Origin of the sequence: Marinococcus halophilus (genome assembly GCF_002265875.1) — a bacterium.
Lineage (GTDB): Bacteria > Bacillota > Bacilli > Bacillales > Marinococcaceae > Marinococcus > Marinococcus halophilus.
In genome coordinates this window covers 1-21,951 of the sequence record NZ_NPFA01000001.1, presented here as the reverse complement: position 1 = coordinate 21,951, position 21,951 = coordinate 1, and the positions used below count along the sequence as shown (strand labels likewise).

Sequence of the window (21,951 nt, the reverse complement as noted above, 5' to 3'; positions counted from 1 at the left end):
AAACCAGGGCGGCCAACGGAATAAGCGACTGCGGGACGAAGCTGGACAGGAAGAAAAGCGTAAGAAGCCGGGGAGTGGCGCGGGATCTGGAAGCTCTTTTGCCAAGTGGTACTTTCACTTGGAAAGAAGAGCTGAAGAGACCTGCCGCCACTGGCTTCTGAAGCTGGACAGAGAAAAGCGTAGATGCCCGTTCAGCCGCGACAGGCACTTCCCGGCCGTGCAGAGCAGCCTGCTGCTCGGAATCGGACGGAAAGTGATCCCGAGCGGTTGGGCATCGAAGCTGGCCAAAAAGAAAAGCGTAGATGCCCGTTCAGCCGCGTCAGAGAAAAGCGTACGTTCCTATTGCAAGTACGTGCATGATGAAATTAAAAATGAATTGGATAACAAAAGCGGACTGCCAGTTAAAAAGGCAATCCGCTTTTTCATTCTTACGTTGTTTGGCTGGAAACAAAATAGGAATTTTCATGGAATGAAATATCAGGATATTTGTCTTTAGCCATGTTTAACTGAAATTCATTTTCAAACAAGGCAACCAGGCGATCGTTTCGGTCGAGAGCGAGATTTTTTTGTTTCCTGGTAAAGGTATTAAGTGCCTCGGCAGGCCCGTCTACCCACCTGGCGACCGACAAAGGAAGATTTTCCATTTTAATATGGGCATTATACTCATTATTCAGCCGGTGCTCGAGTACTTCGAACTGAAGCACGCCGACAACGCCGACAATCTGCTGCTCCGGCACCCGCTGATACGTTTTGAACAGCTGAATGGCGCCTTCCTCGGTTAACTGCTGGAGGCCTTTTTCAAATGATTTATGCTTCATTGCGTCTTTCACAGAAATGGAAGCAAAATGTTCTGGTGAAAAGTGAGGCATCTCTTCAAAAGAAAATGTGCCTGCTTCTGCAAGTGTGTCGCCAATCCGGAAGGTGCCCGGATCATACAGGCCGATAATATCACCGGCATAGGCCTCCTGGACAATGCTGCGGTCCTTGGCGAGAAACTGGGTCGGCTGGTGCAGCTTCATGTTTTTGCCTATGCGGACGTGATTCACCTGCATGCCCGGGGAATACTTACCGGATGTGATTCTCATAAATGCGATCCGGTCGCGGTGTTTCGGATTCATATTTGCCTGGATTTTAAAAATAAAGCCGGAAAAATTGTCACTAATAGGGGAAACGAACCCCTGATCGCTTTCCCTTCCTACGGGAGCTGGCGCCCATTCCATGAAATACTCGAGGAAATTCTGCACACCGAAGTTCGAAACGGCACTTCCGAAGAAAACAGGAGTCAGTTCGCCGCTTTTGATCCGCTCTTCGTCATACTCATCCCCGGCCACATCGAGAAGCTCGATTTCCTCCTGAAAAGCAGACAACAGCTGCGGATCAATGCGCTCTTTTAATATAGGATCGTCAGTACCGTTCACGTAAACAACTTCCGTCTGGGAAGGCGAGTCTGGATTGAACCATTCCACTTTTTTGGCGTGGCGATCGTAGATGCCGTGAAAGTCCTGGCCCATGCCGATCGGCCAGTTCACAGGGTAGGAGCGGATGCCGAGAATGTCTTCCATCTCTTCCATCAGCTCGAATGGGTCCCGTCCCTGACGGTCGAGCTTATTGATAAATGTGAAAATCGGAATACCTCTCATGCTGCAGACTTTAAACAGTTTTTTCGTCTGCGCCTCGACGCCTTTCGCTGCATCAATAAGCATGGTCGCCGAATCGGCAGCAGTCAGCGTACGGTACGTATCCTCGCTAAAATCTTCGTGGCCGGGGGTGTCGAGGATGTTGATACGGTGGCCTTCGTAGTTAAATTCCATCACAGAGCTTGTAACGGAGATACCGCGCTGCTTTTCGATTTCCATCCAGTCACTAGTCGCATGACGCTGGTTTTTCTTTCCTTTAACGCTTCCTGCTTCGCGGATGGCGCCCCCAAAGTACAGGAGTTTTTCCGTTAAGGTTGTTTTCCCGGCGTCCGGGTGCGAAATAATGGCAAACGTCTTTCGGGATTCGATTTCGTTTTTCCATGTAGCCATTCGTTATATCCATCCTTCGTTTAAATTTGCTGATCGTCTAGCCGCGTTCGTAAGCACTCTTCCTATCTTAATAGATAAGCTTAGTTTTCGGCAACAATGAGCAGGGTAAAAGAAAAGTGGTGAGTACGTTATGTCAGGGAAGTTTTTAATTTAATTAATGTAAAATGTAGGACAATAGCCGCAATAATTTGTAAAATTCGTTGGAAATGTTTATTTTCAAGAAATTAATGGTAAAATTTTAATATAACGCTATCATTTATTTAGTTATCTATCATTTATAAGAGGTGAATGACATGAGATTTAAAAGAACAGCCGTCGTCGGTGCTCTGTCAGCAACACTTATTTTCCCATTGACCGCTCTCGGGCAGGATACATACATTGTAGAGTCCGGAGATACGTTAAATACGATTGCACAGGAGCACGGGGTGAGCGTAGAGGCGCTTATGGAAGAAAACAGCAACATTCAGAACCCTAATGTGATTAATGTAGGCCAGAGCATTGCTATTCCTGGCAGCGAAAGCAGTTCTTCATCAGAAAGCAGTTCAGCTGAAACCTCAGAGGCTGTTTCCTCCCAAAGTGAATCTGAGTTTGAACAGGAAGTGGTCCGTCTGACAAACGAAGTACGTGCAGAAAATGGACTTGAACCGGTAGAAGCGGACAGCTCCCTGCAAAGTGTAGCGGACGCGAAGTCCCAGGACATGATTGAGAATGATTATTTTGCTCATGAAAGTCCGACATACGGCAGCCCTTTCGAAATGATGCAGGAGTTCGGCGTAAGCTATGATGGTGCTGGTGAAAACATTGCAGCCGGACAGGATACGCCACAGGACGTTGTAGATGCATGGATGGATTCTCCGGGACACCGCGACAACATTCTAAACCCTGATTTCACTCATATCGCCATAGGCTATGAGGAAGGCGGCGAATACGGACAGTATTGGACGCAGATGTTTTTGGAAAAATAAAGAATAAAGGTGAAGCGGCTGCCGGCGGGCGGCCGCTTTTTGTGGTGCGCGTCATGACAAAAAGCAGGCTTTTCTGTTTGAAAAGAGCCTGCTTTTTATTAAACCCATACCTCAGCCCAGTTCTGGATCGCATTAATGACCGGCTCGAGATTTTTTCCTTTATTCGTTAGCTGGTATTGGACGCGCACGGGTTTTTCCGGGAAAACGCTGCGCTCTACAATTCCCTTTTCTTCGAGCTCCTTCAACCGCTCTGTAATCAATCGGTCGCTCATATCGGGAATTTCTTTTTTAATATCCTTAAAGCGGAGCGGTCCCTGAAGAAGCACCAGGATCAACAGGCCCATCCATTTTTTACCGAGCAGTTCCGCTGCAAATTCGTATTTAGGGCAGATGGAAGTCTTCTGCATAATAGTTCACCTCTTTATGAACATAGTACCACAAAATCGTTGTTTCGTAGAGGAGGGGGAGGGGTATAGCCTGTAGGGTGAGTTGACAGTACGAATATTTTCATGTACTTTCGAAAAGTAAGTAACTTTACAAATACAAGTAATAGAGGTGTTGTCAGTGAGCAAAGTATTGGTACCATTTTACAGTGCGTACGGGCATATACATGAAATGGCAAAGGCAGTAGCAAAAGGCGCGGAAGAAACCGGAGCCGAAGTACGGGTCGTAAGAATTCCCGAATCGCAGATGGCTAAAGAGGGCATGTCCACACAGGAGGCCTACGTAGAGGCACAAAATAAACAGGCGGACATTCCTGAAGCTACAACAGATGATCTCGTATGGGCCGACGGCGTTGTTTGGGGTATTCCGACACGCTTTGGCAACATGCCGGCCCAGGTGAAGCAGTTTATGGACGCAGCTGGAGGCCTTTGGGCGAATGGGTCCCTTGAAGGCAAGGTAGCCGGAATCTTTACGAGCACAAATACGGCTCATGGCGGCCAGGAAACGACAATTATTACATCGATCGTTCCGCTTCTTCATTTCGGCTTCATTTTCGTCGGTCTTCCTTATGGAGAGAATCCGGAAATGACTGAGCGCGAATTTGTAGGTGGAACGCCGTACGGTGCTTCTACGCTTGCCGGCCCCGATGGAACCCGGATGCCAAGCGAAGGCGAATTGACAATGGGCGGCCGTTTAGGCGCCCGGGTGGCAAAAGTGGCAGAGAAGCTGAGCACTTAACAGAGATCAAAAAAAGCGTCCGCATATGCGGGCGCTTTTTTATATACATGGCGTTAGTTACTGCCGTAAAGGTCAGACGGGTCTTTTGCTTCAATAGGCTGGTCAATTTCCCGGTGACCGTAAAAGTCTGTAACGACTTCGCCATCAATGAGAATCTGCGTTTGGCCGTATCCGAACTGGTCCATCAAAGCTGACAGTTGTTCTACAAAAGCAAGCTCAAGCGTACTTCCAACTGTAGTAGCCTCAAGCACAGAGGGTTCAAAGGAAACATAGGCGGTATTGCCTTTAAATTCAACAAACTGCACTTCTGTTTCCACTGGAAGCGGGCTCACCGCGTTTTCTGTTTCAGGGCCGTCGAGCCATGCCTGCACAGCTTCAAACGGCAGGTCGTTTTCCGTTGCTGCTTCGAGGCTGCGGGTTTCAGAAATCGTCTCCATTAAATCGCTGTCGAGGTAATAAACAGTCACTTCCTCTGTTACTCCCTCTTCTTCGTCAGAAGCTGGAGCGCTGTTTGTTTCCGCATTAGCATCTTCGGAAGCCTCAGCAGACTCTTCAATGGCTTCCTCTTCGCTCTTGGCTGTGTCGTCAGAAGCACTTTCTTCTGTCGCGTTATCTTCAGGCGAGGCATTTTCTAATGAAGCCTCTTCGTTGGAGGTATCTGAAGAATCTACGCTTTCCTTTTCATTTTCTGTGGCGTTTTCTTCTGTAGAGGAGCTATCTTCAGTGGAATTGTCGGATTCTGTCTCTTCATCAGCTTCGGAAGCTGTTTCTTTGTCTGCCTGTTCTTTATTTTCTTGGCTTTCTTTTTCCTCTTCTTTTCCATTGGCTTCAACAGAAGCCGTCTCGGATGTGTTTTCATTGTTTTCCGTGTTTTCATTGTTTGCGGTTCCGCAGGCGCTGAGAGTAATAATGGCTGTGGCAGCAACTGCTAAAAATGAGAATTTTTTCATATAATCCCCCCCAGGTCAAATATTAAATTTAGTTTACAAATAATACAATGTTGTTACATAATTATACCATGTTTTGAAATAAAGAAAGATTCAAATCCTTTAATGGAAGATAAACAGGACTTTACTAATGTTAAATCCGAATGCGTCAGCATCAGAGAGTTTTTCAGAAAAAGCCGTGAAAATGCTATAATAGTGCGAAGTATTTTGCTAATATCTTATGAAGTATCAGCAGAAGAATTAAATTTTGAATATACATAAAAAGAAAACGAGTGGAAACGTAATCCCTTTTTCCACTATCTATTAATAAAATTACCGGTGTAACTAATACAGACAGGGAACGTCTACATTAAGGAAGTGTTCATCATGCATGATGAGTTTGAAAGGCTATATGAACAATATCATCACTCCCTTTTCCAATACTTATTTTATATGGTCCGGGATCGTGAAACGGCAGAAGAACTGGTCCAGGAAGTTTATATTAAAGTTCTGCATTCCTTTGATACGTTTGAAGGTAAAAGCAGTGAAAAAACATGGCTTTATTCTATCGCCAGGCATGTTGGCATAGACTGGATCCGCAAGCAGAATAGAAAAAAGCGGAAATGGCTGGGCGTGCTTGGCCCTCTGTCAAAAGAAGAAATGCGGGACCCGGCGCCGCTTCCAGACGAAATTCTAACTGCCAAAGACGATGTGCGTGAAATTTACGAATGCATGAAAGCATGCTCGGCGGATCAGCGGCAGGTGCTTATGCTTCGTTACGTGGAATCGCTTTCGATCAAAGAAGCAGCCGAAGTGCTCGGATGGTCGGAAAGTAAGGTGAAAACGACACAGCACCGGGCCGTGAAAAAGATACAGGACTTAATGGAAAACAGGGAAAACTTAGAAGAAAGGAGGGCAGGAGATTGAAGAAGCATAATCGTTCCAGGGAACGGATTGAACATTCATTAAAGCAAATGCCCCGGGTGCAGGATAAACGGTCCAAAAATGAAATCTATCATAATATTCAGGATCGGCTGGATTCGAAAAAGAGACACCGCACGCACCGGCGATGGCCGGCTCCAGTTTTCACCTCGGCGGCAATCCTCTTACTCGCGATACTTATCGTTCCGGGAATATGGTGGACTTCGAATCAGACAGCTTCCCCTTCTCAGGAAGAAAACGCTGAAGACGAGAATGAAACTGGAGATTCAGAGTCAACCGAACGTCAGGAATCGGAAAATACAGATGAAGATGCTTCAGACAGCACCGGCGATGAAGAATCTGTGCCTGCAGAAAGCAACACCGAAGAAGAAGGATCTCCAGAGATCCAGGAAAACACGGAGGAGAGCGGAGAAGTGCCGGCCGGATATGTATCGGCGCTTACAAAGGAAGAAAGCAGCAGCGGTGTAAATGCTGTAACTATTCCTTTCGAAAGTATGGAGGGGTCAGTCATTGTCCCTTTGACGTTTGTGGCGGAAACAGATCTGAAGAATCTTTTGAGTTACATTACTGAAGAAATCGATGGTAATGACTTTGGGCTCGGGCCTGCGGTGACAGAAAAAGTTTCGTGGAAAGATACTGATAATGGCAGGCTCGAAGCAGCAGTGTCCTCTGAAACTACAAATGTGGAAGCCGGCCAGATTGAGCGGGGTATTGAAGAGCTTGCCCGTTATTTAGGAGAAGAAGGTATAGCGGTATCAAATATATCCACTGAAGACAATGAAGATGAAGAAATAGAGGCGGGGGACATCGAGCAGAATCGCGGCTACTATTTATATGATGTAAACGAATCCTCTTACTTGGTAACCGGTGAAGGGGCCGGCGTTTCTACGACGAATGGGAACGGTTCTCTTCTTTCCCTGGAGGAAACACTGGTAAAGATGAATGAAGGGCCTGAAATCTCCGAAGTGAGGGCCCCCATTCCCGCTTCTCTTACTGTGGGGAATGTAGAAGAGGAGGGTGAATCAGTCACTATCAGCCTGGCAGGGTCTCTTGAAGATACGTCTGCGGAAGTACAGCAGGCGATGATGGATGCGGTTGGGCTTGCGGCTGCTGATTTTGGATATGATTCTATAGAGTTTATTTCTGAGAGCAGTGAACCAATCGGGGAGGTGCCGCTCAATCAGAGATGGGAAGTTCCTTCGGCTCCTAATACGATGAATTGGAAAGCCGGCTGACTCTAAATTTGTTATAAGGTATAGGAAACTTCTAATTATTTCATGTATAATGACGAGGGATATTTTGAATACATTGGAGGCTGCTTAAATCATGGAATATGATTCAAATATTAAAAATAGACTTCGCCGCGTTGAAGGGCAGGTGCGGGGTGTCCTTCGGATGATGGAAGAGGGCGAAGACTGCCGGAGCACTGTAGGGCAGATGTCAGCGGCACGTTCAGCGATGGATCGTGCGATCGGTGTAATCGTCAGTGAAAACCTGGAACAGTGCATGCGGGAGCAAATGGAACGTGGAGAAGACACGAACGAATCTGTACAGGAAGCCATCAATCTGCTCGTAAAGAGCAGGTGACGAAAAAGAGGCCACTTCACTGCGGGAAGGGCCTCTTTTCTATCTGGCGCAGGCGCTGATACATAGGTGGAAATATGGTTTCCCGCGTTACTGTTCGGCTTCTTCTGCTTTTCTATGTCCAGCTTCAGAAGCCAGTGACGGCAGGTCTCTTCAGCTCTTCTTTTCAAGTGAAAGAGCCACTTGTCAAAAGAGCTTCCAGATCCCGTGTCACTGTTCAGCCTCTTCCGCTTTTCTTCTTGTCCAGCTCCAATGCCCCCCTCTCGGGATTACTTTCCGTCCGACTTCGAGCAGCAGGCTGCTCTGCGCGGCCGGGAAGTACCCTTCGCGGCTACCAGGGCATTTCCGCTTTTCTTTCTACATCAAAGCTGTGATGACGAGCTGAAGCACACGAAGAAATACGGCTCCTACTATAATGTAGGCGATAATCAGGGCAATCCGTTTCCCTGCTTTCTGGGCAGTTACTGCCCGGATCTTCCGTCGCGGCCTGCGTATATCGGAAGAAGGCCCGTAGCCGTGAGAAAAATAAAAAGGAACAACGTTTTTTAAAAAGAGAGGGATCAGCCCGAACCCGGCAACAAATCCAAACAAGTGCGCCCATATGTTGACCCCGGAATTTAACAGAGTGAACACCATGCCTATCACAAGCAGGACAACAACTATCTGGGCACTTGAAGGGTCAATTAGGTGCCGGCGGTTCATCATAATAAATACATACGCACCAAACAGTCCGTAAATGGCGCCCGAGGCACCAAGGTGTGACAAATAGAGCCCGCCAAAAAACAGCGTGGCAATATTTCCAATGACCCCGGCTGTTAAGTAAAATGCCAGAAATTTGAGGCGGCCGAGCATGAATTCGAGAGGCGGCCCGAAAAGCAGCAGGGCAAAAGAGTTGAAAATCACATGACCGAATGACGTATGTAAAAACACCGGAGTAAGAAGACGCCAGTACTCTCCGCTCTGAATAGCGAAGTTGTTGCCTACCATCAAATAATAAATCACTTCTCCGAAAGGAATAAGGCCGTTTGTCAGGGCAGAAAGATTCACCCAGCAAAATAACAGCAGATGGATCACCAGTATAATAGAGATTACAGGGTAGCGCCTTAAAAAAGTAGAAAAAGTCTCATGGCGGATAAACAAGTGGGTTAATCCCCTTTCTGGTAACGGGTATACCAAGGTGTATAAGTATATACGGCCAGTGTAGCACGAATAAATAAAGGAATACACGAAAAGCGTTGCGGGAAGGGGAAGTGTATGATTAAGGGAATCGGCATAGACATTATTGAATTAGAGCGGATCGAACGCTCTCTAAAACAGAAAAAATTTTTGCCGCGAATTTTAAATGAGCAAGAATTAATAGCCTCCGAGCGGCTTTCCGGCAAACGACTGGTAGCATTCACAGCGGGAAGGTTTGCCGCTAAGGAAGCATTTGTCAAAGCAGCGGGAACTGGTATTTCTGCAGAGACAGGATTTCACGATATTACGGTGAGTAACGGAAAGAAAGGAGAGCCGCTGCTCCGCTGCAGGGGCTATGAAGCGTATACGATACACGTATCCATCAGCCATTCGCGGGACAGTGCAGTTGCACAGGTTATTATTGAAGAAAGGAGTGAAGGATATGCAGATCGTAACGAGTAAAGAGATGCAGCAGCTCGACCAATACACGATTGAAACAATTGGAATGAAAGAAGAGCTATTAATGGAAAACGCTGGACGTGCAGCAGCAGATGAGATTCATAAGATGCACTCTGAAGCGCATACGGCCGTTATTTTTGCCGGGAAGGGAAACAACGGTGGTGATGGCTTCGTTATCGGGAGAAATCTTTCGTCCCTTGGCTGGAACGTCAGCGTGTATTTGCTGGCCGCAGAGGACGCCCTTTCTGGAGGCGCACTGTACCATAAAAATTTATACTGTGCCTGTGGTCTTCCGATGACGGCAGGTACCGGCATCCCTGAACCAGATTCGCCGGAAGAAGGGGTCATTTATATTGATGCCATGCTCGGTACGGGAATTCATGGAGAGCTGAAGGAGCCTTTTTATTCTACAGCCAGATGGCTGAACAGCGTAAAAGCACCAGTTACAGCGGTGGATATTCCTACCGGCGTGCCGGCAAATGAGGAAGAATTGCCCGAAACAGCTGTAATGGCAGATACCACGGTAGTTCTTGAAGCTCCTACGTTGAGCACGTACCTGTATCCGGCGAGGCATTATTACGGAGAGATCCGGACTGTGTCGATAGGCGTGCCGAGAATCTCATGGGAAACATTGAACCAGAAAAGACAGACGTGGGAGGCAGGCGACGCAGCTAAAAGTTTGCCGGAACGGACGCAGGAGTCCCATAAGGGCGATAACGGCAAAGGGCTGCTTATAGCAGGGGCTTATAATATGCCCGGCGCGCCGGCCATCGCTTCGAATGCCTGCCTGCGTTCGGGTATCGGGCTTCTGACCACCAGTGTACCGGAGTCTGCGTTGACAGCGGTCGCTTCTCACGTGCTCGAGGCAACATATTTTCCGCTGGCTGAAACGAAAAACGGGCAGGTGGCTGACCTGCAGCATACCCCATTCCCGTGGGCCAGCATGGACGGCGTTGCAGCCGGTTCAGGGCTGGGAAGGACGGACAGCACAAAAGTATTAACGAGAAGGCTGTTGACTGAGACACAAATCCCGCTTGTACTAGATGCAGACGGTCTTTATTTTCTCCCGGAGCTTGAAGAGGAAATGACCAACAGAGAGTCTCCGTTGATTTTGACGCCCCACCCCGGTGAAATGGGCCGGCTGACTGGCCTTTCCCCAAAAGAAATCAATGCGGAGCGGTTTACAGTTTCGCGCAATTACGCACGTGAATTTGGCTGCTACGTCGTGCTTAAAGGGCCAAATACGATTATTACTACACCTGAAGGCAGACAATACGTGAGTACGAGTGGCAGTAGTGCTCTTGCCAAGGGAGGCTCTGGCGATGCACTGACCGGAATTGTGCTTGCTATGATGCTTCAGGCCCCCACGGTGGAACAGGGCGTCTGTAATGCAGTTTATATTCACGGTTTAGCTGCAGAAATGGCGACAGCAGAAGGGGCATCGGATTATTCTTTTACTGCATCCAATTTGATCGATTATCTGCCGAAAGCAATTGCTTTCATCCAGTCACAAAAGAAATGATAGAAAAGAGGAATCATCATGGCTTTTTCCAGCGAATCCTACCGGGATACTTGGGCAGAGATTAATACAGAAAATATTAAATACAACGTCCGTGAAATACGGAAGCTCCATGCAGTGGACGTAGCCGTAATGGCCGTAGTTAAAGCAGATGGATACGGGCACGGCGCAGCAGCGACCGCTTTGGCCGCAGCAGAGGCAGGGGCTTCTTATTTTGGCGTAGCCCTTCTCGAAGAAGCACTCGAACTGCGGGAGGCTGGTATAGAGCTGCCGATTCTCGTACTCGGAAGAACGCGTCCGCAGGATGCCCCAGTGGCTGCCCGCAATGGTATCCGGCTCACGGTCTTTCAGGAAGAGTGGCTTAAAGAAGCTTCCAAGTATGCTTCCGGGGAATCGCTTTTAATTCATATGAAGGTGGATACTGGCATGGGACGTTTAGGATTGAGGGAAGATAGCGAAATTGCTTCTTTTCTGGACGCTGCAGCCCAGAATCCTTCTGTAGAGCTGGAGGGGATGTATACGCATTTTGCTACTGCTGATGAGCTCGAAACCACTTATTTTGAACAGCAGTACGCCCGATTTTCCCGGGTCGTCGACCTGGTACAGCATCTTGGACGTTCTCCCAGGCTGATTCATTGTGGCAACAGTGCGGCAGCTATGCGTTTTCCCGAGCATTGCTTTAACATGATACGCTTCGGTATTTCCATGTATGGATTGACCCCAGCGGAGAACATTACTGAACATCTTCCTTTTACGCTTAAAGAAGCATTCACACTTCACAGCCGCCTGACTCAGGTGAAAGAAGTGCCGCCGGGCACAAGTATCAGCTATGGGGCAACCTATACCTCCGTGGAAAATGAATGGATTGGCACGGTGCCTATCGGTTATGCCGATGGCTGGCTACGGGCGCATGCTGAAAATCAAGGCGAGGTACTGGTAGATGGATACCGCGTGCCTATTGTCGGCCGTATCTGCATGGATCAGATGATGGTACGGCTGCCGCATGAAGTTCCAGTGGATACGGAAGTAACGCTGATTGGCAGTCAGAGAGAGGAAACGATCAGCGTCACGGAAGTAGCCAGTCGTCTCGGTACCATTACATACGAAGTTCCCTGCATCATCAGTAAACGTGTCCCCCGGGTATATCCTCCTGATAACAGGCCCGGAGCTTGATTTTATAAAAAACGCGCTTTGCAAACAGCATATAGAAATGCTATGATGAGTTAAGTAATGATTAAGGGATGGTAATCTAAAAGGGTCAACCTGGAGGTGTGTGGAGTGCATCAGAAAAGCACTAAGCAGATTAAGGTCAGCCTGCCTGACTATCTTCTTGACGAACTTGATGGAATGATTGAAGAGGGGCAGCAGAGCTCAAACCGCAACGAGTTTATTCATCAAGCTACGGAGATGTATCTAAAAGAACGCCAACGTCTGGAGTTTCAAGAAGCGATGAAGCAAGGGTACGAAGAAATGAGCAGTATCAATTTAAATATTGCTGCTGAATCATTTCAGGCAGAAACAGAAGTGGATCACTCTTTGAATCGCCGGTTGCTTAGCGGAATCTAAAACACTCGAAATTATATTTCTTTTTTAAGAAACAAAAATTAATAAAAAGCTGCTTGCCTGTCTGTGAAAGGCGGGCAGCTTTTTTATTGTAATAAAGTTTCTTCAGGAGTATATATGAATGTAGCTATAATTGTTTGCGCTAAAGTACTATACATGGAATAATACTAAATAGAGTATGATAGTGTACAGGTGTATCCTTAACAAGCGTCACAATACAAAGTATGCACCAGTCCGGGCAGTAATATATATAACATACCCCGCCTATAAAACGGAAAATGGACAGACTAGATGGAGGAATTTACGATGCATTCATCTGTAGTGCAGGCCATCAATGACCATCAGGAACAGCTGGTCTCCAATTGGAAAAAAGAGATGGCCCGGGTCCAGGAAGAGTATTTTAAAAACTCCCTTCCTGATGATTTAGTATTCACAAACAACGAAGAATTTATTGATGTGCTGTACAGCTCAGTCCGTTTAGAGCGGTCGGAAGCCGAGGGCAAGATTAAGCATTTTGCGGAGCGGCTTATCCAGACCGATTGGCCATTGAGTTATTTTACGCAGGGGATGCAGGCGTTCCGGCGCATCGTTACAGCTTACATTGTTCCATATATTAATAACGCAGAAGAAGACAGCATGAACTTGATTGTAGAAGTGGAAGAATGGGTGGATGCGATCGTGAACCAGCTGGTTGATGATTATTCCGATTCATGGGTGAAAACACTTGAACTGCAGCAGATGGCTTTAAATGAACTTTCTGCTCCTCTTATTCCTGTCTTCGAAAAAGTTAGTGTCATGCCTTTGATAGGAGCGATTGACACCGAGCGGGCAAAGCTCATTATGGAGAATTTGCTCGACGGGATTATTCAGCATCGTTCCCAGGTGGTTTTGATTGATATAACCGGCGTGCCGGTAGTGGATACGATGGTAGCAAACCATATTATTCAAGCCTCTAAAGCGGTAAGGCTGGTAGGAGCGGAGTGTATTTTGGTCGGTATTCGTCCGGAGATTGCCCAGACAATTGTAAACCTGGGCATTGACCTGAGTACCTTTCCGACAAAGAGCAGCCTGCGCAAGGGTATTGAATCAGCGCTTGAATTAACGCAGCGCAAAATGGTCCGAATAGAGCATGGAGCAGAATGGAGGGCATAAGACGATGCGGATTCCAATCTTAAAACTAAGTCACTATTTATTAATTTCAGTGCAGGTAGATTTAGATGATCAAACGGCTCTTCAATTTCAGGAAGATCTGTTAAGCAAAATCCATGAAGAAGGCTCTACAGGGGTAGTAATTGATTTGACCTCTGTGGATATGATCGACTCATTTATCGCTAAAGTGCTGGGCGATGTCGTGGAAATGTCCAACTTAATGGGAGCGAAAGTCGTTTTGACGGGGATTCAGCCGGCAGTAGCGATTACTCTGATAGATATGGGCATTATGCTCGAAGAAGTACCAACAGCGCTAGATCTTGAGCAGGGACTTGAGAAACTTCAACAGGAATTGGAGGGGTAAATATGAGTATCCAATCCAGTGTTGAAGTGCAGACCGAATGGGGAATTGTGTCGGCCAGGCAGGCCGGACGGAATTTAGCCAAGGAAATAGGATTTGGCGGGGTGGACCAGGCGCGAATAACGACAGCCATTTCAGAACTGGCGAGAAACATCTACCTGTATGCTGAAAAAGGGGAAATCGTTATTGAGGCAGTGGAAGAAACCCGGGGGGCCCAGAAAAAGAAGGGTATAAAGATTACGGCTAAAGACCGTGGTCCCGGCATTAAGAACATAAGAGAAGTAATGGAAGACGGGTATACTACTTCGGGTGGTTTAGGAGCCGGGCTTCCAGGAGTTAGAAGATTAATGGATGATTTTGACGTTGACTCGGTGATGGAAGAGGGTACAACGATAACGGCAATCAAATGGCTCCGTTAAGGAGGAAAAACATTGGCTGAGTCGAAGGAATTGTTGCATGACCAATATGCAAATATTTTAAGAGCGTATTTAGAGGAACAGAGTGAACAGGGGCTCTATTATGCCCAACAGTTCAGTAAGAGAGTACTTGAGGAACAGATTTCCCCGGAGGAAGTCGTCAGCCTTCACCTGGAGGTACTGGAAGAATTTTTCCCGGAGCTTCCTAAGGGAGCCCATGAATCATTTGAGCTTCTTCTCGAAGTGATGATGGGATACGGCCTTGCCTATCGCGAACATCAGAGCCTTCGTGATAAAACAAAGGAGCTCGAAGCGGAGATCAACGTAGCTGCGAACATGCAGCAGACGTTTCTTCCGGATGAAATCCCGCACGTGAACGGGTTGGATGTAGGGGTTCTAAGTGTACCGGCTTCAAAGATGAGCGGCGACTACTATCATTTTGTTAAAGACGACCATGACTGTGTCGGTCTTGCGATCGCTGACATTATTGGAAAGGGCATACCGGCTGCTTTATGTATGTCTATGATCAAGTACACGATGGACAGCTATCCGGAACAGCGCCTGCAGCCTGGAGCTTTGCTTGAAAACGTAAACCGGGTAGTGGAACAGAACATTGCTTCGAATATGTTTATTACGATGATGTATGGCTCATATGATTCGCGTTCCCATCAGTTTAACTACGCGGGAGCAGGGCACGAGCCCGGTTTCTATTACAAGGCAGCGGAGGATACATTTGAAGAGCTGCATGCCAAAGGCATCGTTCTCGGGATTAAAAGAAATACTAACTATAAGGAATACCAGCTCACGGTGGACCCGGGAGATTTTGTTGTGCTCTTGTCAGACGGCGTAACCGAATGCCGGACCGATGATGGCTTTATTGAACGCGAAGCTATCACACGCCTTATTCGTACGTATCAGCATCTCCCGGCCCAGGAAATTGTAAATCACGTATTTTATGAACTGGAGAGAGCTCAGGGGTTCCAGCTCCGCGACGACTTTACATTGATTATTCTGCGAAGAAATGTTTAAACCGGTTATGATTTGGGAAGAATGAGAAAGATGCACAAGTAAAAAATCGTAATTTATATATAGCAGCATGGTTATGAGGAGGTTTACTAAATGAATTTATCGACAGAAGTGATAGAGAAAGCAGATAAAAAGAAAATTTTAAGAGTGGCTGGAGAAGTTGATGCTTATACGGCTCCGGAGCTGAAAGCAAACCTGAACCCGCTGACGGAAGAAGAGGGCGTAGAAGTGATCGTGGACCTGACAGACGTAAGTTATATCGACAGTACGGGGCTTGGTATATTTATCGGCGCTTTAAAGTCAGCTGAAAACCACGGCGCCACACTGCGCCTGACAGGTTTGAATGAACGGGTGAAGCGCCTGTTTACCATTACCGGACTTGATGAAGTGATTACTATTGATGATGAAAATACAGAGGAGGCCAAATAATGGAACGTCAGTCAGATTATTTGGAAATGACCCTTCCGGCCAAGCCTCAATACGTGGGAATCGCCCGGCTGACAGTTTCTGGACTCGCAAACCGCCTCGGTTTTTCTTACGATGACATTGAGGACATTAAAATTGCAGTAGCGGAAGCATGCACGAATGTGGTGAACCATGCATACGAAGAAACCGGCAATATGAATCTGTCCTGTAATGTATTTGAAGACCGGGTGGAGATGGTGGTAGCAGACACCGGCCAAAGCTTTGTTCTTGAAGAACTGGATCAAAATCTGGGTCCCGTAGACAGCAAGAAGCCGATCGATGAATTAAAAGAGGGGGGACTTGGACTGTTCCTCATAGACACATTGATGGATAAAGTAGAAATCAGCGGCGAAAATGGAGTGGCTATTTCTATGACAAAGTTTCTGCAAAGAGACGAGGTGGAAAACAATGTCGACGGAGTCTCAACCGAAACAAACGCGCAAGAACAAAAATAATGGCACGAGTGAAGAAGTTTATGAATGGATCCGCCAGTTCCAGGAAGATCCCACAGAAGAAATTCAAACAAAACTTGTAGAGCATTATGAACCGCTTGTGCAGTCTTTATCGAGAAAGTTTTCCCGGGGACAGGATCACGATGACGACCTATATCAAGTAGGAATGATTGGGCTTCTAGCAGCGCTGCGCCGTTTTGACGATTCTTTTAAGAGAAGCTTTGAATCGTTCGCGGTTCCAACCATTGTAGGGGAAATCAAACGGTTTATCCGTGACAAAACGTGGAGTGTGCACGTCCCGCGCCGTATTAAAGAACTCGGGCCAAGAATTAAAAAAGCAGTGGAAGAGCTTACTACTCGCCTGCAGCGTTCTCCGTATGTGGACGAAATTGCCGAGTACCTTGAAGTAAGCGAAGAAGAAGTTCTTGAAACGATGGAAATGGGCAAAAGCTATCAGGCCTTATCTGTGGACCGTTCCATTGAAGCAGATCAGGAAGGCAGTGCCGTCACCCTGCTAGACCTCGTCGGTGCCAACGAAGAAGGGTATGAAAAAACAGATCAGCAGCTGCTGCTTCAAAAAGCTTTTGCTGTTTTAACAGACAGAGAAAAAGAAATTCTAAGATGCACGTATTTTGAAAACTTAAGCCAAAAAGAAACAGGAGAGCAGCTGGGAATTTCCCAAATGCATGTTTCAAGGCTGCAGCGAAGGGCTCTGCAAAAACTGCGTGAATCTATAAGAGTGGAGCCTTCGGAGTGCCTGTAATGACGGACTCTACCTCGAATACACAAGTGAATACCGCGGTCTTTCAAAAAACGAAGCCGGGCAACCGTGTTTGCGGGGACAGCTATCTCATAGTAGAAACAGAAGACTTCTTTCTCTGTTCTGTGACGGATGGCCTGGGAAGCGGTGAAGGTGCCAGGCAGTCCGCGGAGATTGCAATGAATATCATCAGAGCGCATAAACATGAGGCCATTCCTATGCTGTTAGAGCGCTGTAACCGTGCGCTCGTTTCTGAACGGGGAGTGGTTCTTGCGATAATTAAAGTCTGCTATAAAGAGCAGGAACTGATTTATGGAAGCATTGGCAACATTACTTGCTATATCAGCGCTGACAATGAAGACATTTTTCGTCCCATTCCGACAAAGGGATATCTTTCGGGGAGGAAATTTCAGTACCGGCTCGAATACGTTCCTTTTGAAAAGGGCATCTCTTTTGTGCTTCACTCGGACGGAATGACTGTTTCTTCTGAAGACCAGCGTAGTTTGCTTTATATGCAATCGGCAGAAGAATACAAAAATAAACTCGCTGAAAAAGCTGAAAATGAAAACGATGATGTTACTTTAATGGTCGGTTCATTAGGTTAAACCTCTTTCATCACTGCCGGTGGTGAAGGGGTTTTTTGTACATAAAGGAAAAAGCAGGGTATGCGTTTTGATGTTATGATGAAGTTGTGTTTTATACATGCAGGCGTGCGTCATAATACAAGTAGGCATAAATTTTAATGGATGGTGCGCTAGACAGGAGGAAGCAAATGGAAAAAGAAATAAATAGTGTTACGACCCGGATAGCTTCTAATCTTCAAATACGGGAAAAACATGTCACAAACATTATACATATGATTGAAGAGGGTAACACGGTACCTTTCATTGCCCGTTATCGTAAAGAACAGACAGGCGCCTCGGACGAAACAGTCATTCGGGACGTTCAGCAGGCCTGGAATTATGCGAATCAGTTAGCAGAGCGTAAAGAAGAAGTACTGCGGCTGATTGATAAACAGGAAAAGTTAACGCCGGAGTTAAAAAAATCTATCAACGAAGCCGTGCAGCTTCAAGAAGTGGAAGACTTATACCGCCCCTACAAACAGAAAAGAAGAACGAAAGCAACAACAGCAAAAGAGAAAGGGCTTGCCCCGTTAGCGGAATGGCTTATGGACCAGCCGAAAGAAGGCATGCCGGAGGAAAAAGCGCAGGCTTATGTTAATGAAGAGGCGGGAGTAGTGGACGAAGCAGCAGCACTTGAAGGTGCAAGACATATTATTTCTGAACAGATTGCCGACGATGCTGATATTCGCCGCAGCGTCCGCGAGCTCAGCTATAAACAAGGCAGGCTTCATTCAGCAGCCAAAGATGAAAAGAAAGATGAACGCGGCATTTACAGCATGTATTACGATCATGAAGAAGCGCTGGCCAAGGCCCCGTCTCACCGGGTGTTGGCCATGAACCGCGGGGAAAGTGAAGGTATCCTGAAGATCTCCCTTCAAGCGCCGGAAGAAAGAATTTTATCCGCTATAGAGAAAAAGGTAGTAAAGCGCTTTGGCTCACCTGTTGTTCCTCAGCTGAACGAAGCGATCGAAGACAGCTATAAACGTTTGATCGGACCGGCAGTGGAACGGGAGCTGAGAAAAGCTAAAACAGAGGAAGCAGAAACTCAGGCCATATCCGTATTTTCCGAAAATCTTCGTAATCTCCTGCTGCAGCCTCCGATGAAGGGGAAAATCGTACTGGGCGTAGATCCAGCTTACCGTACCGGCTGCAAGCTGTCAGTCGTAGACGGAAATGGAAGACTGCTTGAGGTGGGAGTGATCTATCCGGTTCCGCCAAGAAATAAAGTAACTGAAGCAAAGGAAACGGTGTTCGCCTTAATTGAAAAGCACGAAATACAGGTGATAGCTATTGGCAATGGGACAGCTTCGAGGGAAACGGAAGAGTTTATCGCCGGAGTCGTTGAGGAGACGAAGGCGGATGTTTCATATATTATTGTAAACGAGGCTGGAGCGAGTGTTTATTCTGCTTCAGAGGTCGCGCGTGAAGAATTTCCGGAACTGCAGGTAGAAGAGCGCAGTGCTGCTTCTATTGCCCGCAGGCTTCAGGATCCTCTGGCAGAACTCGTGAAAATAGATCCGAAGTCCATCGGGGTCGGCCAGTACCAGCATGACGTTTCGCAGGCTAAATTAAATGAGTCGCTGACATTTGTGGTGGAAACGGCAGTGAACCAGGTAGGAGTAGATGTTAACAGTGCTTCGGGCAGCCTGCTTCAATACGTGGCGGGTCTTTCCAAGGCAGTCGCAAACAATGTGATCAAGCAGCGAGAGGAGCTTAAAGGATTTACGAGCCGGAAGGAGCTGCAGAAGGTTCCGAGACTTGGGGCGAAAACATACGAACAGGCAGCAGGCTTTTTGCGGGTACCGGAGTCGGCAAACCCATTCGATCGTACGGCCATTCATCCGGAGAGCTATCAGACAGCAGAGCGTCTGCTCAGCTACCTGAAGCTTGAAGCAGTGCAGGCGGGCACAAAAGAAATGAAAGAGGCTCTGGAAAACCAACAGGTATCTCAGTTGGCTGAAGCACTTGAAGTAGGCGTTCCTACACTGCAGGATATTATTGAGGATTTAAAGAGACCGAACCGGGACCCTCGTGATACATTTTCGAAACCGCTTCTGAAAAAAGGCATTATGACCCTTGATGATCTGGAAAAGGGCATGGAGCTTCAGGGGACGGTCCGTAACGTAGTAGATTTTGGGGCATTCATTGATGTAGGTGTCAAAGAAGATGGGCTTGTGCATATTTCCAAGCTTGCCAATCGTTTCATCAAACATCCGATGGAGGTGGTGTCGGTAGGAGAAATAGTTACGGTTTGGGTGGAAGATATTGATCAGAAGCGGGGACGGGTAGCATTAACGATGGTAAACTAAGTCTAGACTGGAGAAGCAGAGGGCCGCGTGCCTTCTGTTTTTTAAAGGAGGCAGACAATGTCTGATGAAGAACTGACAGCTTTAACGAAGCGAATATCACTAGAAGAATTTAAAAAGCCTTTTAAGCATAGTGCATCGTTTAACCGAAGGCTGCGGACTACGGGAGGGAGGTATGTGCTTGCTACAGGAAATATTGAAGTGAACCCAAAGTCGATGGAAAGTTATGGCTTGCAGGAAGTAATTAATATTGTAAAACATGAATTATGCCATTATCATTTACACTTGGAAGGGAGAGGGTATAAGCATAAAGACAACGACTTCCGGACACTGCTGAAGTATGTGGGGGGAGTTAGGCACTGCCGCTCTTTGGAACAATACCGGGTAAAGCAGAAAAAACGTTATCGGTACGCCTGCAGAAATTGCCAAATTTCATTTGAAAGAGCGAGGCAATTGGACACGCGAAGATACGTTTGCGCAGCCTGCAAAGGAACATTAAAAAAAATATAGAAAAACCTTGACCAGCGTTTTTTCGATGTGATACATTATAAAAGTCGCTTGAGAGAGGGCGCTTCAAAAAGCGGCAAAAAAAGCTTTAAATTCCCTTTCAAAAGCGTATTGACATTACATAATAGATCTTGTAGAATTTTCTTTGTCTCAAAAAAAGAAATGCTCACATTCCGCAGTAGCTCAGTGGTAGAGCAATCGGCTGTTAACCGATTGGTCGCAGGTTCGAATCCTGCCTGCGGAGCCATTGGAGAAGTACCCAAGTGGCTGAAGGGACTCCCCTGCTAAGGGAGTAGGTCGTGTAAACGGCGCGAGGGTTCAAATCCCTCCTTCTCCGCCATTTACTCTGGCCCGTTGGTCAAGTGGTTAAGACACCGCCCTTTCACGGCGGTAACACGGGTTCGAATCCCGTACGGGTCACCATTTACGGAGGATTAGCTCAGCTGGGAGAGCACCTGCCTTACAAGCAGGGGGTCGGCAGTTCGATCCTGTCATCCTCCACCATTTTCATTATATACTTTAGGGCCTGTGGTGTAGTGGTTAACATGCCTGCCTGTCACGCAGGAGATCGCGGGTTCAAATCCCGTCAGGCCCGCCATTTTTACCCAATACATTGGGCCATAGCCAAGCGGTAAGGCATCGGGTTTTGGTCCCGTGATGCGCTGGTTCGAATCCAGCTGGCCCAGCCAACAACACGCGGGTGTGGCGGAATCGGCAGACGCGCTAGATTTAGGATCTAGTGTCCTTGTGACGTGGGGGTTCAAGTCCCTTCACCCGCACCATTATATAAATTATCGGTGTACGCGGTCGTGGCGGAATCGGCAGACGCGCTAGGTTGAGGGCCTAGTGGGAGTTTATCCCGTGGAGGTTCAAGTCCTCTCGACCGCACCATAATATGCGCCTGTAGCTCAGTTGGATAGAGCGTCTGACTACGGATCAGAAGGCCAGGGGTTCAAGTCCTCTCAGGCGCACCATTTACTTATATTTTTCAGCAGCATCTGCGGGAAGTAGCTCAGCTTGGTAGAGCACTTGGTTTGGGACCAAGGGGTCGCAGGTTCGAATCCTGTCTTCCCGACCATGTATTTGCGGGTGTAGTTTAGTGGTAAAACCTCAGCCTTCCAAGCTGATGTCGTGGGTTCGATTCCCATCACCCGCTCCATTACTACAAAAAAATAAATAATTCTAAGTTATTTTTTTGTGCCTGTGGGCCTGTAGCTCAGTTGGTCAGAGCGCACGCCTGATAAGCGTGAGGTCGGTGGTTCAAGTCCACTCAGGCCCACCATTATTTCCATTGACATTTAGTTGTTTAAAGGTTATAATATATTTGTCACTTTAAAAAGTGTTGACAGTTAAAACACACCGTGTTAAATTGTTTAAGTTGCTTTTTTTGAGCGACAGATCGTTCTTTGAAAAGGAAAGACAAGCCAGAGCCCCAATCAAAAGCAACACTTTTTTAGGGCATCACTGATGCCACAGCATCAAACTTTTTACGGAGAGTTTGATCCTGGCTCAGGACGAACGCTGGCGGCGTGCCTAATACATG

The 21,951-nt window shown here is 47.1% G+C and carries 24 protein-coding genes and 12 tRNA genes; 32 read left to right on the top strand and 4 right to left on the bottom strand.

The window, feature by feature from the left end; genetic code table 11:
• The first annotated feature begins 118 nt into the window (after positions 1-118).
• Positions 119-496, top strand: coding sequence for a hypothetical protein (locus tag CHL76_RS16790; RefSeq protein WP_143747428.1), 378 nt, complete (start codon positions 119-121; stop codon positions 494-496).
• On the opposite strand, the gene CHL76_RS00180 is transcribed toward CHL76_RS16790, so the two are convergent.
• Positions 429-2,027 carry a peptide chain release factor 3 gene (locus CHL76_RS00180; protein WP_094907493.1) on the bottom strand — a complete coding sequence of 533 codons (1,599 nt, stop codon included), beginning with the start codon at positions 2,025-2,027 and terminating at the stop codon, positions 429-431. The two genes, CHL76_RS16790 and CHL76_RS00180, sit on opposite strands and share 68 nt — an antisense overlap.
• A gap of 293 nt (positions 2,028-2,320) precedes the next feature.
• Between CHL76_RS00180 and CHL76_RS00175 the strand changes: the two genes are divergently transcribed.
• Complete coding sequence (locus CHL76_RS00175; protein ID WP_079475011.1) at positions 2,321-2,992, top strand: CAP domain-containing protein; 672 nt, start codon at positions 2,321-2,323, stop codon at positions 2,990-2,992.
• Between the two features lie 98 nt (positions 2,993-3,090).
• On the opposite strand, the gene CHL76_RS00170 is transcribed toward CHL76_RS00175, so the two are convergent.
• Complete coding sequence (locus CHL76_RS00170) at positions 3,091-3,399, bottom strand: winged helix-turn-helix transcriptional regulator (RefSeq protein ID WP_079475012.1); 309 nt, start codon at positions 3,397-3,399, stop codon at positions 3,091-3,093.
• 157 nt (positions 3,400-3,556) lie between these two features.
• Between CHL76_RS00170 and wrbA the strand changes: the two genes are divergently transcribed.
• A complete protein-coding gene (gene wrbA, locus CHL76_RS00165) occupies positions 3,557-4,174 on the top strand; it encodes an NAD(P)H:quinone oxidoreductase (protein WP_079475013.1) in 618 nt (205 codons plus the stop codon).
• Positions 4,175-4,227: 53 nt separating this feature from the next.
• Here wrbA and CHL76_RS00160 read toward each other — a convergent pair whose 3' ends face one another.
• Complete coding sequence (locus CHL76_RS00160) at positions 4,228-5,124, bottom strand: GerMN domain-containing protein (protein WP_094907492.1); 897 nt, start codon at positions 5,122-5,124, stop codon at positions 4,228-4,230.
• Positions 5,125-5,487: 363 nt separating this feature from the next.
• On the opposite strand from CHL76_RS00160, the gene CHL76_RS00155 reads away from it, so the two are divergent.
• The 3 genes from CHL76_RS00155 (at position 5,488) to CHL76_RS00145 (ending at position 7,629) form a co-directional block, all read left to right on the top strand.
• Entirely contained in the window at positions 5,488-6,027 is a 540-nt protein-coding gene (locus CHL76_RS00155) for an RNA polymerase sigma factor SigX (protein ID WP_079475015.1), read from the top strand.
• A complete protein-coding gene (locus CHL76_RS00150) occupies positions 6,024-7,277 on the top strand; it encodes a hypothetical protein (RefSeq protein WP_079475016.1) in 1,254 nt (417 codons plus the stop codon). The genes CHL76_RS00155 and CHL76_RS00150 overlap by 4 nt, the downstream gene beginning before the upstream one ends.
• A 91-nt stretch (positions 7,278-7,368) precedes the next feature.
• Positions 7,369-7,629 (top strand): metal-sensitive transcriptional regulator, encoded by a 261-nt coding sequence (locus tag CHL76_RS00145; RefSeq protein ID WP_079475017.1) that lies wholly within the window; start codon positions 7,369-7,371, stop codon positions 7,627-7,629.
• Between the two features lie 354 nt (positions 7,630-7,983).
• Here the strand turns inward: CHL76_RS00145 and CHL76_RS00135 are convergent, their stop codons facing one another.
• Positions 7,984-8,766, bottom strand: coding sequence for a rhomboid family intramembrane serine protease (locus CHL76_RS00135; protein WP_094907491.1), 783 nt, complete (start codon positions 8,764-8,766; stop codon positions 7,984-7,986).
• A 114-nt stretch (positions 8,767-8,880) separates the two neighbouring features.
• Here CHL76_RS00135 and acpS point away from each other — a divergent pair, with 114 nt between their 5' ends.
• The 26 genes from acpS (at position 8,881) to CHL76_RS00005 (ending at position 21,690) form a co-directional block, all read left to right on the top strand.
• A complete protein-coding gene (gene acpS, locus CHL76_RS00130; protein ID WP_094907490.1) occupies positions 8,881-9,264 on the top strand; it encodes a holo-ACP synthase in 384 nt (127 codons plus the stop codon).
• A complete protein-coding gene (locus tag CHL76_RS00125) occupies positions 9,245-10,783 on the top strand; it encodes an NAD(P)H-hydrate dehydratase (protein WP_158219009.1) in 1,539 nt (512 codons plus the stop codon). The genes acpS and CHL76_RS00125 overlap by 20 nt, the downstream gene beginning before the upstream one ends.
• A gap of 18 nt (positions 10,784-10,801) precedes the next feature.
• Positions 10,802-11,953 (top strand): alanine racemase, encoded by a 1,152-nt coding sequence (gene alr / locus CHL76_RS00120; protein WP_079475022.1) that lies wholly within the window; start codon positions 10,802-10,804, stop codon positions 11,951-11,953.
• A 105-nt stretch (positions 11,954-12,058) separates the two neighbouring features.
• Positions 12,059-12,346, top strand: a complete 288-nt coding sequence (locus tag CHL76_RS00115) for a CopG family ribbon-helix-helix protein (RefSeq protein WP_079475023.1) — start codon at positions 12,059-12,061, stop codon at positions 12,344-12,346.
• A 303-nt stretch (positions 12,347-12,649) separates the two neighbouring features.
• On the top strand, positions 12,650-13,495 hold the full coding sequence (locus CHL76_RS00110) for an STAS domain-containing protein (protein ID WP_079475024.1): 846 nt from the start codon (positions 12,650-12,652) through the stop codon (positions 13,493-13,495).
• 4 nt (positions 13,496-13,499) lie between these two features.
• Entirely contained in the window at positions 13,500-13,856 is a 357-nt protein-coding gene (locus tag CHL76_RS00105) for an STAS domain-containing protein (RefSeq protein WP_022792604.1), read from the top strand.
• A 2-nt stretch (positions 13,857-13,858) separates the two neighbouring features.
• Positions 13,859-14,272 carry an anti-sigma regulatory factor gene (locus CHL76_RS00100; protein ID WP_094907488.1) on the top strand — a complete coding sequence of 138 codons (414 nt, stop codon included), beginning with the start codon at positions 13,859-13,861 and terminating at the stop codon, positions 14,270-14,272.
• A 12-nt stretch (positions 14,273-14,284) separates the two neighbouring features.
• Positions 14,285-15,298 carry a PP2C family protein-serine/threonine phosphatase gene (locus CHL76_RS00095; protein WP_079475025.1) on the top strand — a complete coding sequence of 338 codons (1,014 nt, stop codon included), beginning with the start codon at positions 14,285-14,287 and terminating at the stop codon, positions 15,296-15,298.
• A gap of 90 nt (positions 15,299-15,388) precedes the next feature.
• Positions 15,389-15,724 carry an STAS domain-containing protein gene (locus CHL76_RS00090; protein WP_079475026.1) on the top strand — a complete coding sequence of 112 codons (336 nt, stop codon included), beginning with the start codon at positions 15,389-15,391 and terminating at the stop codon, positions 15,722-15,724.
• On the top strand, positions 15,724-16,215 hold the full coding sequence (gene rsbW, locus CHL76_RS00085) for an anti-sigma B factor RsbW (protein ID WP_079475027.1): 492 nt from the start codon (positions 15,724-15,726) through the stop codon (positions 16,213-16,215). The genes CHL76_RS00090 and rsbW overlap by 1 nt, the downstream gene beginning before the upstream one ends.
• A complete protein-coding gene (sigB, locus tag CHL76_RS00080) occupies positions 16,169-16,975 on the top strand; it encodes an RNA polymerase sigma factor SigB (protein ID WP_079475028.1) in 807 nt (268 codons plus the stop codon). Before rsbW ends, sigB begins: the two co-directional genes overlap by 47 nt.
• On the top strand, positions 16,975-17,577 hold the full coding sequence (locus CHL76_RS00075) for a PP2C family serine/threonine-protein phosphatase (protein ID WP_094907487.1): 603 nt from the start codon (positions 16,975-16,977) through the stop codon (positions 17,575-17,577). Before sigB ends, CHL76_RS00075 begins: the two co-directional genes overlap by 1 nt.
• Positions 17,578-17,744: 167 nt before the next feature.
• Entirely contained in the window at positions 17,745-19,904 is a 2,160-nt protein-coding gene (locus CHL76_RS00070; protein ID WP_233133167.1) for a Tex family protein, read from the top strand.
• Positions 19,905-19,961: 57 nt separating this feature from the next.
• Positions 19,962-20,411, top strand: coding sequence for a SprT family protein (locus tag CHL76_RS00065; RefSeq protein WP_079475031.1), 450 nt, complete (start codon positions 19,962-19,964; stop codon positions 20,409-20,411).
• A 169-nt stretch (positions 20,412-20,580) separates the two neighbouring features.
• Positions 20,581-20,655 (top strand) — tRNA-Asn (locus tag CHL76_RS00060).
• A 2-nt stretch (positions 20,656-20,657) separates the two neighbouring features.
• A tRNA-Ser gene (locus CHL76_RS00055) sits at positions 20,658-20,748 on the top strand.
• An 8-nt stretch (positions 20,749-20,756) separates the two neighbouring features.
• Positions 20,757-20,831, top strand: a tRNA-Glu gene (locus CHL76_RS00050).
• A gap of 5 nt (positions 20,832-20,836) precedes the next feature.
• Positions 20,837-20,912: transfer RNA gene (locus CHL76_RS00045), tRNA-Val, on the top strand.
• A gap of 18 nt (positions 20,913-20,930) precedes the next feature.
• Positions 20,931-21,006: transfer RNA gene (locus tag CHL76_RS00040), tRNA-Asp, on the top strand.
• Between the two features lie 16 nt (positions 21,007-21,022).
• Positions 21,023-21,097: transfer RNA gene (locus CHL76_RS00035), tRNA-Gln, on the top strand.
• Between the two features lie 7 nt (positions 21,098-21,104).
• Positions 21,105-21,190 (top strand) — tRNA-Leu (locus tag CHL76_RS00030).
• A gap of 21 nt (positions 21,191-21,211) precedes the next feature.
• Positions 21,212-21,299: transfer RNA gene (locus CHL76_RS00025), tRNA-Leu, on the top strand.
• A 6-nt stretch (positions 21,300-21,305) separates the two neighbouring features.
• Positions 21,306-21,382, top strand: a tRNA-Arg gene (locus CHL76_RS00020).
• Between the two features lie 27 nt (positions 21,383-21,409).
• Positions 21,410-21,486: transfer RNA gene (locus tag CHL76_RS00015), tRNA-Pro, on the top strand.
• Positions 21,487-21,493: 7 nt separating this feature from the next.
• A tRNA-Gly gene (locus CHL76_RS00010) sits at positions 21,494-21,567 on the top strand.
• A 46-nt stretch (positions 21,568-21,613) separates the two neighbouring features.
• Positions 21,614-21,690 (top strand) — tRNA-Ile (locus CHL76_RS00005).
• Positions 21,691-21,951 lie beyond the last annotated feature (261 nt).